This window comes from Halovulum sp. GXIMD14793 (assembly GCF_054457435.1).
On sequence record NZ_JBTLNE010000021.1, the window covers coordinates 48,080 to 59,288 of the forward strand.

The 11,209-nt window shown below is 57.7% G+C and carries 13 protein-coding genes; 7 read left to right on the forward strand and 6 right to left on the reverse strand.

Annotation, left to right across the window (positions count from 1 at the left end; genetic code table 11):
* Positions 1–83: 83 nt before the first annotated feature.
* The 6 genes from ACW9UQ_RS07890 to serS all read right to left on the reverse strand — a co-directional run bounded on the left by ACW9UQ_RS07890 (position 84) and on the right by serS (position 5,586).
* Positions 84–1,283 (reverse strand): peptidoglycan DD-metalloendopeptidase family protein, encoded by a 1,200-nt coding sequence (locus tag ACW9UQ_RS07890; protein WP_458930465.1) that lies wholly within the window; start codon positions 1,281–1,283, stop codon positions 84–86.
* Between the two features lie 69 nt (positions 1,284–1,352).
* Entirely contained in the window at positions 1,353–1,988 is a 636-nt protein-coding gene (locus ACW9UQ_RS07895) for a protein-L-isoaspartate(D-aspartate) O-methyltransferase (RefSeq protein WP_458930466.1), read from the reverse strand.
* Complete coding sequence (gene surE / locus ACW9UQ_RS07900) at positions 1,981–2,769, reverse strand: 5'/3'-nucleotidase SurE (RefSeq protein WP_458930467.1); 789 nt, start codon at positions 2,767–2,769, stop codon at positions 1,981–1,983. The genes ACW9UQ_RS07895 and surE overlap by 8 nt, the downstream gene beginning before the upstream one ends.
* 242 nt (positions 2,770–3,011) lie before the next feature.
* Positions 3,012–3,485 carry a hypothetical protein gene (locus ACW9UQ_RS07905; RefSeq protein ID WP_458930468.1) on the reverse strand — a complete coding sequence of 158 codons (474 nt, stop codon included), beginning with the start codon at positions 3,483–3,485 and terminating at the stop codon, positions 3,012–3,014.
* 24 nt (positions 3,486–3,509) lie between these two features.
* Complete coding sequence (locus ACW9UQ_RS07910; RefSeq protein ID WP_458930469.1) at positions 3,510–4,001, reverse strand: hypothetical protein; 492 nt, start codon at positions 3,999–4,001, stop codon at positions 3,510–3,512.
* Positions 4,002–4,293: 292 nt separating this feature from the next.
* A complete protein-coding gene (gene serS, locus ACW9UQ_RS07915) occupies positions 4,294–5,586 on the reverse strand; it encodes a serine--tRNA ligase (RefSeq protein ID WP_458930470.1) in 1,293 nt (430 codons plus the stop codon).
* A 195-nt stretch (positions 5,587–5,781) separates the two neighbouring features.
* Between serS and yajC the strand changes: the two genes are divergently transcribed.
* From yajC to ACW9UQ_RS07950, 7 genes are all read left to right on the forward strand, one after another.
* On the forward strand, positions 5,782–6,111 hold the full coding sequence (yajC, locus tag ACW9UQ_RS07920; RefSeq protein ID WP_458930471.1) for a preprotein translocase subunit YajC: 330 nt from the start codon (positions 5,782–5,784) through the stop codon (positions 6,109–6,111).
* Between the two features lie 10 nt (positions 6,112–6,121).
* Positions 6,122–7,786, forward strand: coding sequence for a protein translocase subunit SecD (secD, locus tag ACW9UQ_RS07925; protein ID WP_458930472.1), 1,665 nt, complete (start codon positions 6,122–6,124; stop codon positions 7,784–7,786).
* Position 7,787: 1 nt separating this feature from the next.
* Positions 7,788–8,762 carry a protein translocase subunit SecF gene (gene secF, locus ACW9UQ_RS07930; RefSeq protein ID WP_458930473.1) on the forward strand — a complete coding sequence of 325 codons (975 nt, stop codon included), beginning with the start codon at positions 7,788–7,790 and terminating at the stop codon, positions 8,760–8,762.
* Between the two features lie 10 nt (positions 8,763–8,772).
* Positions 8,773–9,348, forward strand: coding sequence for a hypothetical protein (locus tag ACW9UQ_RS07935; protein WP_458930474.1), 576 nt, complete (start codon positions 8,773–8,775; stop codon positions 9,346–9,348).
* Positions 9,349–9,350: 2 nt separating this feature from the next.
* Positions 9,351–9,713 (forward strand): Mth938-like domain-containing protein, encoded by a 363-nt coding sequence (locus tag ACW9UQ_RS07940; RefSeq protein ID WP_458930475.1) that lies wholly within the window; start codon positions 9,351–9,353, stop codon positions 9,711–9,713.
* Between the two features lie 311 nt (positions 9,714–10,024).
* Positions 10,025–10,321 (forward strand): hypothetical protein, encoded by a 297-nt coding sequence (locus ACW9UQ_RS07945; RefSeq protein WP_458930476.1) that lies wholly within the window; start codon positions 10,025–10,027, stop codon positions 10,319–10,321.
* Positions 10,318–10,914, forward strand: coding sequence for a LysE family translocator (locus ACW9UQ_RS07950; protein ID WP_458930477.1), 597 nt, complete (start codon positions 10,318–10,320; stop codon positions 10,912–10,914). Before ACW9UQ_RS07945 ends, ACW9UQ_RS07950 begins: the two co-directional genes overlap by 4 nt.
* Positions 10,915–11,209: the final 295 nt, after the last annotated feature.

Consider the following 11,209-nt stretch of genomic DNA (forward strand, 5'->3'; position numbering starts at 1 on the left):
AGTTGGGCTCAAAAGCGGCCTAGTTCAGCCGAACGTTCCGATACGGCAGCCCTGCAAGGCCGCCGTATCGGCTGACTTATTGCTTAAAGATAAGGCTTAGGATCGACACTTGCCGTTCCACGCCGGATCTCGAAATGCAGGTTTGGTGTGTCGCCCTTGGCCACGACGCCCACCCGCTGACCGCGCTTCACCAGATCACCTTTCTTCAAACTGACCCCAGTGACCCGGCCATAAACGGTCATGAGGTTGTCCGGATGGCGGATCAGAACGATGGTGCCAAGACCGCCCAGAGATTCCGAAATCAATGCAACCTCTCCATCCCCAGCAGCGCGAACCTCGGTCCCGGCGGGGGCGGCGAAATCAATGCCCTCGTTCTTGCGTGGGCCAGAGGCTGCGTAAGGTCGCAGCACCTTCGCACCCGCGATCGGCAGCAACAGCTTACCGCTAGAGGCAGCCGCTGTTTGGCGTGGCTTGGTCAGATCCGAAGACAGATCAGGGGCCGGTGGCTTCTGCGCCGCGTCAATATCCTGATTGGGTGGAAGCGGTCTTGTCGAAGAGGGCGGGGCGGTGACTGGCGAAGGTGTGCCGGGATCATTGACCGCGGCCGCTTGCGTCGCCGAACCATTTCGCTGATTGGCCGTCACAGGGATCAGCAATTCCTGATCCGGGCGCAGGGTCATCTGCGAATCCAGCCCGTTCCACTGCGACAATGCAGTGACCGAAACACTATAGAGCCGGGCGATGGAAAACGCCGTTTCGCCCGCACGGACTCGGTGGCGGATTGGATTAACCACTGTACCGGCCTGGCCGTTGTTGAAAGGATTATCTCCGGCAACATTGGCCGGGGCTGATGCTGGTGCGCCCAGTGGCTGCGTTTCGATATTATCCAGCGCGGTAGAGGCGATCTGCGGGCTCCAGACATTGTCATTGATAGAACCCCCGACATTGCGGGGCAGGGCCAGAACCTCGCCTGGGCGCGGTGCATAATTCGCTGACAGGCCGTTGTGTCGGGCCAGTTCTGCTGGGTCCAGATTGACCCGCTGCGCCATAGAGGCGACTGTGTCGCCGTTGCGGGCAACCATCACCTGATATGTGGAATACGTGATAACGCCGCGCGCATCCGGATCGGGTCTTGGCAGAACCTCCGCGCCGTTTTGAGGCCGATTTCCGCCAAACATGTCCCCGACCGTGCCGAAATCCATGCCGTTTTCGCATCCGGCCAAAGCCAATGCCGCGCCCAGCCAAAGGCTGACGCGCAAGGGTGTTCTTGCAATATTCGTCATATGTACCGCCCGTAACATTTGTATGCAGCCCTTTGTTAAGTCAGGGTTTTCTGCGTGCCTCTGATAAGGCTACTCCTCTGACATGCCCTCGATCAATGGCACAAATCGCACCGCACCAAGGTCATGGTAGTCATAGCCCTTATCTAGTTTTACCACTTTCACTAGGGTTTGCACAGCATCGGTTTGCCCTACCGGCAGAACCATGATGCCGCCCACCTTCAACTGCTCCAATAATGGGGAGGGGGGGTCTTCTGCGGCGGCTGTCACCAGGATACGATCAAATGGGGCCTGATCGGGCAAACCACGCGTACCATCCGCCGGAATGACGGTGACATTGGTATAGCCCAGCTGGTCCAGCCGCGCCTTGGCGGTGCGCGCCAAAGTCTTGTGCCGCTCGGTCGTATAAACCCGGCGGGCCAGATGCGACAGAATGGCCGCCTGATAGCCCGAGCCGGTACCGACCTCCAACACCGTGCAGCGCCGATCCATCTTCAAAGCCTGTGTCATCAGGCCGACCACTGATGGCTGGGAAATCGTCTGGCCGCATTCGATGGGCAGCGGCACGTCATCATGGGCGCGCTGCCTGAAGGTCTCGGTCAGGAAGGTATCGCGCGGCGTAATCTCCATGGCGCGCAAAACTTCAGTGTCGATGACACCATGCATGCGCAGGCTCATGACGAATTCCATGACCGATGGGTCAGCCATCGAACAGGTCCTTCAGCGGGTCCATCACCTCATGCGCTGTCAGGTCGGCGCGCAGCGGTGTGACGGTGGCATAGCCATTCATGGTAGAGTGTGCGTCTGACCCCGCTTCGGTCGCGGCATTCCCTTTGCCATGGCCCAGCCAAAGAAAGCGGCGACCATTGGGGGCGATATGCGGTTCGACCGAGAAACTGGGATCGGGGCGGTGGCCCTGAAAACTGGCGCGCACGCCCTTGAGCTGATCGCCGGGCAGGGGTGGGAAGTTGATGTTGTAAAAGACACCGTAGCGATTGTCACGCCAGGGGGCGCTTTCCAGAAGGCGGTGAATGATCTTTTCGCCATGGTGGCGCCCGACCTCGAACGGGTCCTCAAGACCGGCATTAGTCGGGGCAAAATACTGAGACATGGCAATCGCACGATACCCGTGCATCGCGGCCTCCATCGCGGCGCCGATGGTGCCGGAGTAAAGCGTATCCTCGGCCACATTATGCCCGCGATTGACGCCGGATAGCACAAGATCGGGCGGCGTGTCTTTCAGGATGTCACCGACACCAGCCAAGACGCAATCCGCGGGGGTGCCTTCAACTGCATAGCGCCGCGGTCCGAATTTCTCGATCCGCATCGGCCGGACATAGGAAATCGCATGGCTAACGCCGGACTGCTCAAAGGCCGGGGCGATCACCCAAACCTCGCCCTCCGGACCGGCCAGCGCGTTGGCCAAGGCCTCTGCCACAACAAGCCCGGGGGCGTTGATGCCATCATCATTTGTGACCAGAATTCGCATATCACTGCCCCCTTATTCGTGGCGGTTCTAAACCGACACGGCAGGGGCGTCCAGATGGGAGGTAAGCGTTTGCTTTGCTGAACTGCTGTATCAAAGCCCTTCTGACCTCTTTAAAGTACTTTCAGACATGGGAGTTCCGCTTGGCTCAGCCACCAAGGCATAAATTGCGGCAGCCTTGAGCCATTCCTGACAAGATATCCAGATCAATATGCTAAGGGCCCCACACCTCATTTCCACTCATTTCAAGATGCTGCGCTCACCGTTTTAGCATATCCGGCGACTTCGCTTGCCAGCCTTTCGTTGGCGGCGGCGCTCATAGGTCGCTTGATCAACACGCCCTGTTCCGAGAACGGGACCGACATTACAGCCTGATCGTATCCTTTAAAAAATGTCTGATACAACGCAGGGCTTGCCGTCGCAAATCCGTAATTGTCAAACACCACCACGCGGCCATCTACCAACTTGTGCAGAAGAAAGCGCAGGACATTTGGATGGTAGCCCAGATCATAGTGAATAAAGCAGAATTTTTCTTCACCGAATTCTGCGATACGCTTATTCATGTCTCCTTCAACAAATTGGAACTCCCCCTCTTTGGCCAGTCGTCTTTTGATCTCATCATCGCACATGATCGCTTCTTTGAACTGTGGCGACAGGGACTCAAACAAGTCGAAAAGCAGGAAATCTTTGGTGGCACCAAGGTGTTTTGCCGGCCGCATTAGCGCGACGGCGCTGCCGCCTTGTCAGACGCCGAACTCAGCCACATTGCCCTTAAGCGAAGCGCAGCTCTTCAACAGTTCGACAAGAAACATGATCTTGTCCTGAGACATCATGGAGTTCGGAACATCCTGCCAGTCACGGAACACGGCTCTTTGAAGCGCATCGTGCCTGTAGGGGTCAGCGAACCTTGTAGGTTGGTCACCGAATTTTTTGGGTGTCGCAATAATTCGGTCATCGTGCCGAAACTTTAGTTTGGCTGTATATTCAGAGAGGTAATCATATTTGCAGACCACCATGACATGGCTCTCAAACTCACCTGACGAGGCAACCACTTTAGTTCCGCGAAACTCGATCCCAAGAACCGCTGGGTCATCGTCAATAATCGCCTCAATCTTTTCCGGTAGAAGATTGACGATATGCTTGGAATAGTCGTTGAAACCAACCAGGCAGCATTTGCGGCGATTGACGCATATCTGGTATATCTCCATCAGCGTTTCTCTTGAAATGCCGGTCAAAAGTACCTGCCTAATGTATCTTATATGTTCTGGTTTCTCTGACAATTTGCTTTTCTCTATAAGACAAGCCAGGCTCAGAAAACCTTGGCCAAAAAGATAAATCCAAGGCCTCTATGACCTGCGGCCAAGCCAATCTCGCGGGATGCGTTGGTTTAGCTTGTTCTGCCACTGGCCATACGGTTTCGCAACCTAAAGTACAGCGTGTTCATTCCACGACATTACTCTGTTGAAGAATGGGCAAACTTGGATCGAGCCCCCTGCATCGGCTAAAGTTAGAGCCGATGGGGAGTATTTAGCCCAAAGCTCCATCCGCCCCAATCAGCGTCTTGCCGCGCATGTAGGGCACCAGCGCCTCTGGTATCTCAATCGACCCGTCTTCCTGTTGGTAATTCTCGACCACCGCGATCAGAGCGCGGCCGACGGCAAGGCCGGAGCCGTTGAGGGTGTGGACGAATTCAGGTTTTGCACCGGCTTCGGGGCGGAAGCGGGCGTTCATACGACGGGCCTGGAAATCGCCGGTGGTGGAGCAGGACGAAATCTCGCGATAGGTGTTTTGGCCGGGCAGCCACACCTCAATATCGTGGGTGCGGCGGGCGCCGAAGCCCATGTCGCCGGTACACAGTACCACGGTGCGATAGGGCAGGTTCAGGGCCTCAAGGATCCCTTCAGCGCATTTGGTCATCCGCTCCAGTTCTGCGTCGCTATCTTTGGGACGGGTGATGGAGACCATCTCGACCTTTTCGAACTGGTGCTGGCGCAGCATGCCGGTTGTGTCTTTGCCCGCGCTGCCTGCCTCGGACCGGAAGCATTGGGTATGCGCGGTCATACGGATCGGCAGGTCATCAGCGGCCAGAATTTCGCCTGCGACAGAATAGGTCAGCGGTACCTCGGATGTCGGGATCAGCCACCAGCCATTGGTGGTCTGATAGCTGTCATCGCCGAATTTTGGCAATTTATCCGTGCCCAGCATCGCCTCTTCCCGGACCAGCACCGGGGTCCAGACCTCTTTCAGGCCATTTTGCTCAGTATGGGTGTCCAGCATGAACTGCGCCAGAGCGCGGTGCAGGCGGGCCATCGCGCCCTTCAGCAGCACAAAGCGGGAGCCGCTGAGTTTGGCTGCAGTTTCAAAATCCATACCAGTGGATGCGGCGGCCACTTCGTAGTGTTCTTTCGGATCGAACTCGAAATTGCGCAGGCTGCCCCAACGGGCGATCTCGACATTATCGACCTCATCCACGCCATTTGGTACGGTGTCATAGGGCAGGTTGGGCAAGGTCAGCAGCACCTGGTCGAGTTGTTCCTGCTCAATCCGGGCCTTTTCCTGCAGTTCCGCCTCTTCGTCCTTTTTCGCTGCGACCAGAGCGCGCAGACGCTCAAACTCAGCCTCGTCACCGCGGGCTTTGGCGGCCCCTACCTCTTTGGAGACTTTGTTCCGCTCTGCCTGCGCGGCCTCAGCCGCCTGGATCGCCTCCCGCCGGCGGGCGTCAATGGCAAGGATATCCTCTGACCAGCCGTCTTCGCCCCGGCGGGCCATGGCGGCATCAAAGGCTTGAGGGTTTTCGCGGATCTGGCGAATATCGTGCATTGGTCGGTACGCTCCGGGCTGGTATTTCCCTGCCTATGCCACAAGAATCCTAACATAAAAAGTGGGCGGCGCAGAAAAGCGCCGATCAGGGCCTTTTCCTTTGGCCTGACAATCCTTACCTACCTTGCCATCCGCCGTGGCGCACACTAGGGTCCCGCGCAATTTCAAGAAGGCGGTGCGAGAGGAAAAGCGCAGATGTTTGTTACCCCGGCTTATGCACAGGCAGCAGGAGCAGCGGCCCCACAAGGGCCCAATATCCTGATCCTGATGATCCCGCTAATGTTCATCTGGTACTGGTTCCTGATCCGTCCTCAGCAAAAGAAGATGAAAGAGCATCAGGCCATGGTTGCGGCTCTGCGCCGCGGCGATCAGGTGATTACCCAAGGCGGCATTGTTGGCAAGGTCACGAAGGTGAAAGACGGAGAGCTTAGGGTGGAAATCGCCGAAGGTGTCGAAATCCGTGTCATTCAGGCGACCATCGCGCAGGTGTTAAACAAGACCGAACCGGCAGAGCCGGGCAAGTAACAGGCTACGAATGCAGAATTATCCCCTTTGGAAAAAGCTGGCTGTCGCGCTGATCTGCGTCGCTGGTGTTGTTTTTGCCATGCCGAATGCGTTCTATGCACCGGTAGAGCAGGCCAATGATGCGCGCGCCGCTCAGGAGGCGGGCGAGATACTGGATGCCGATCAGCAGGCTGCGCTTGAGGGGTGGCCCTCCTTCCTGCCATCGGGGCTGGTCAATCTGGGGCTGGATCTGCGCGGCGGTGTTTCGCTGTTGGTCGAGGTGCAGTTCAAGGATGTCTATAAAGAACGGACCGATGCGCTTTGGTCCGGGCTGCGCGATGCCCTGGCGGAGGACCGCGATGGCGTCGGCCGGTTCCGGCAGGAAGACAGCACGGAAGATGCAATTCGTGTTCGGCTGAACACGTCTGAGAATATGCCTCGCGCGCTGGAGATTGCACGTGGTTTGACACAGCCGGTGACGACACTGACCGGCGCCGGTGCGCGTGATTTTGATGTGGTCCAGGATGGGCCAGTCCTGGTGATGACCATGTCGGAGGCTGAAAAAGTCGCCACAAACGATCGCACCATGGCGCAAAGCCTTGAGATCATTCGCCGCCGTGTTGACGAAACCGGCACACGGGAGCCGACAATCCAGCGTCAGGGAACAGATCGCATTCTTATCCAGGTGCCGGGGCTTGGCTCGGCCGAAGAGTTGCTGGCCTTACTCGGCACAACCGCAAAACTGACCTTTCACCAGGTCACCGGGATCGCCTCCTCAGCAAATGAGAACCCAGGTGTGGGCAACATGATCTTGCCATCACTGGACCAGCCGGGGGTGTTTTATCGCTTGAACGCGCGCTCTGTTGTGACCGGGGAGCAGCTGGTCGATGCCCAGCCGAGTTTCGACGAACGGGGCCGGCCAGCGGTGTCCTTTCGGTTCAATGCAACGGGCGGGCGTTTGTTTGGCGCCTATACCGCGCAACATATCGGCGAACAATTTGCGATTGTGTTGGACGGGCAGGTCGTGTCAGCGCCGGAAATCATAGCGCATATTGCGGGCGGCTCGGGCATCATCACAGGGCGGTTTTCGACCGAGGAAACCACACGTCTTGCGATCCTGCTAAGGGCCGGGGCGTTGCCTGCAGAACTGAAGGTTATGGAACAGCGCACTGTTGGTCCGGAACTTGGGCAGGACAGCATTGATGCTGGGCGTATTGCTTGCGTCGTCGCCTTTGTCGCGGTGATGGTGTTTATGATGCTGAGCTATGGGGTGTTTGGCTTGTTCGCCAATATTGCACTGATCCTGAACGTTACCCTGATATTGGCGCTGTTGTCGGTCATCGGGGCCACGCTGACGCTGCCGGGGATTGCCGGGATTGTCCTGACCATCGGGATGGCGGTGGATGCCAATGTGCTTGTTTTTGAGCGTATCCGCGAAGAATTGCGCAGTGCGAAGCGCCCGGCGCGTGCGATACAACTGGGCTACGAAAAGGCGCTGTCGGCCATCATTGATGCTAACATTACCACGCTGATTGCGGCCACTATCCTGTTCGCCATGGGCTCAGGACCTGTCAAGGGCTTTGCCGTGACGCTGGGCCTTGGCATCGTTACCTCGGTCTTTACCGCGATCTATGTAACCCGCGCGATGGTTTCGACCTGGGTCGAGGCGCGCAACCCCAAAACGCTGGAGGTTTGAGATGCGGTTGAAACTGGTCAAAAGCGAAACCCATTTCGATTTCATCGGGCGGGCAAAACCCTTCATGATCCTGTCGGCGGTTCTGATCGTCGCCTCAATCGGGCTGTTCTTCGCAAAAGGTCTGAATTACGGCATCGATTTCCTTGGCGGGTCCATGATCACGGCCGCGACGCCAGAGGAACCGGATATGGTGGCCATTCGTGCAACACTGGCCGAAATTCAGAACGAGGATTTCTCGGTTTCGCGCATTTACGATCCCGCTGCGGAACTGACGGATTCGACGCCAAACCAATTCTCGATCCGCATCCAGGATCACGGCAGCGAGGACGCGCAGAATGACCTGATCGCAGAGGTCAAACAATCCCTTAGCGCGGCCTTTCCGGGGATCCAGTATCTGCAGACCGATAGTGTTGGGGCCAAAGTCTCGGGCGAGTTGGTGATGACCGGAATCCTTGCGGTTCTGGCGGCGATTGGCGCGGTTCTCTTCTATATCTGGTTGCGGTTTGAATGGCAGTTCTCTGTCGGGGCTGTGCTGGCTCTTGTGCATGATATCCTGCTGACAATCGGAATGTTCTCGCTGGTGCAGCTCGATTTCAATCTGTCGATCATCGCCGCCATCCTGACCATTGTCGGCTATTCGCTGAACGATACGGTTGTGGTGTTTGACCGGGTGCGGGAAAACCTGCGTAAATACAAGCAGCGTCCGCTGGCCGAGATTCTGAACCTGTCGATCAATGAAACGCTCAGCCGGACCTTGATGACCTCTATCACCACACTGATTGCGCTGATCTCGCTCTATGTGGTGGGCGGCGACGTTATCCGCAACTTCACCTTTGCGATGATTTGGGGGATTTTGGTGGGGACCTATTCCTCGGTCTTTATTGCCTCGCCGATCCTCAACCATTTCGGGGTAAAGCGGGACTGGACCAAGCAGGATGGTGCGGCAGGAACGCAATTTGCTGACATTGACGCATAAGGTTTAAGCGATGTGCCCGGCGCCCGATTATCAGCCGCCGGGGCGCGACACCGCGCGGCGACATGGGCGCAACGCGCGGTTTCGCCGGAACTACAGCCGCCTGGACCGCTTTGTCGGGATGCTGGAGCGGGTAGGGCGGTCTTTGTGGATTGCGCTGATCGTGGTGGGTGTCGCATTGGGCAGTGCGGCGGTCTTCATCATGGTGAACAAACCCGACGACAAAGAGGCGCTGGCGCTGGTTGCCGCGCTTGAGGATGGCGCGGTGCCTGTGGCGCGCTACGCCCTGGATAACTGGACGCATGTCTGTCTGGGGGAAACCGGGATTGATGGGCGGGACCTGCTGCGGGATATTGCGGGGCTGGAGGTTCAGGCCTGCTCGGGCTGGAACCAGAGTTTTCTGTTCTATGACAGCTATGCGGCCCTGGCGTTTGGCTCTGCCACGGCCTGTCATATCATCCCGGTGAATGCAGAACTGTTTGTGCCAGCCCCGGAAGGTGAGGCGCGGTGTGTCAAACGCAGTGGCCTGATGATGCTGGAATTTGACGGGCAGGGGGCTACACGCCGTCTGACTGTAAGACGGAGGTGATATTGAAATTCTCTGAGGTCAATTATACCGGTAGCCAGCCTGTGGACGCCTACGGTCCCGGCTTTTTCCGCCTTGGTGAAACCCAATTTGACGGGCCGCTGCTGCTCTTGCCGAATGGGCTGCAATGCTGGTCCGGCCTGTCGGACCTGACCGCTATTCTAGAGCACGCGGCCGAGGTTGATGTCGTGTTCTTTGGTATGGGCGATGATATCGCCGCAATGCCGCAAGATGCGGCCGCCGCGTTAACCGCCGCGAATATCGCATTTGAAGTCATGGCCACACCGCCAGCTTGCCGCAGCTATAACATGCTGCTGGCCGAGGGCCGCAGGGTCGGTCTGGCTGCGTTTCCCGTGCAAGAACTATAGTTTGGCAGTTCGGCCCTCATAGATCATCTGCTCTGACGTTTCGAAAATACCATGACCGCATCTTGATTGTTGGCTGCAGGCGTTCTTCACACTCGGCCAAATATAGGATTCCTTAAAGTCACATCTCATGCAGATAACGTGGTCATGATGAAAGACGGACTGGTTTTGGTGTACGACTGTGAAGATGTTGTAACGCAAAAACCTGATCAGCCCCACCCAAGTGGTCCAGTTTGAATGTTAGTGCATGATTGGCCTAGGTTCCATCGGAACGATGGCCTCCGGGGCCGGTGGGCGGTAGCCCAGAGCACTGTGTGGTCGTTTGGTATTGTAGTGTTACCGACTATCCAAACCTCTGGGGCTACGCGCGCGATATCCACGGCTGGTGCGGCGTCGCGGCCACGCTGAACGAACCCGCGATCCGGGCCGCGTATTATGGTGAAGACCGGGAAATTAATCCGCACGGCGTCGTCGCAACCGCGCCGGAGACGGATTGGGAAGCTCAACACCGGCGTGATGCATTTGGCCCGGCGATGGTCACTTTGCGAGACGGCACGCATGTGGAGGTCGACCCCGCCGTGCTGTCGCTTTCGCAGGCCAAAATTGCATGAGCGCGTCCGTCGTCGCCATCCTCTTCGCCGCGGCGATCACGCCGGGGCCGAACAACATTGTGGTGATGGATGCCGCGGCCCGGTCCCGCCTCGCGGCCGCCGCCGCACCGATTGCGGGTATCGTTCTTGGCACGCTGACCCTCGTTCTCGCGGTTCGATTCGGAGTCGACGCGGTTCTGGATCGGTGGGTTCATGGGCGGCTCGCCATGCGGTTCTTGGGAGCATCGCTGATCGCATATCTCGCAGTTAGAATTGTGGCCGGTGGCTGGCATTACGCAGAGGAGGCGACGGGGTCATCGCGCTCCAAGGCCAGCCTATTTACGGCGATGCTGGCTTTCCAGCTTCTCAACCCGAAGACGTGGGTGCTCGCTCTCACGGTCGGCAGCGTGCACGCAGGTGTTGAAGACGCGTCCATTTCAGGCCTCATCACAGCCGTTTTGATCGTGCCGAGCCTCTGCCTGCTCCTCTGGGCAATGGCAGGCCGTGTCCTACAGCCCTTCATGGCCCACACCGCGTTCCGCCGCATATTCGTGTCTGTCATGGGAGTAGTTCTGGCAACATTCGCAGTAAGTCTGGCGTTGGATGTCATTTAGAGGTGCACCTTCGCGCAACGGCCTGACGAAATGGTGCCACAGTCGCATCTGACGTGTTTGTATGGTTCCGAACGTCAGCCGATCCGCGTATAGATTTAAATAGAACACATCCCGGCAGTCACAGCATGATCCCACGAAGCCGCCATTCGCACGCGATGCAGCATCGTTCAAAGAGGGCTCATGGACGAAGCCGCTCGCGCGGCACTGGCGCTTGTGGCAGCTGTTGATTTCCACCTGATAGACCTGCGGGTTTTGCGATTTGGCTGACCTGTCTGACGATTGGGGCTTTCTCAGT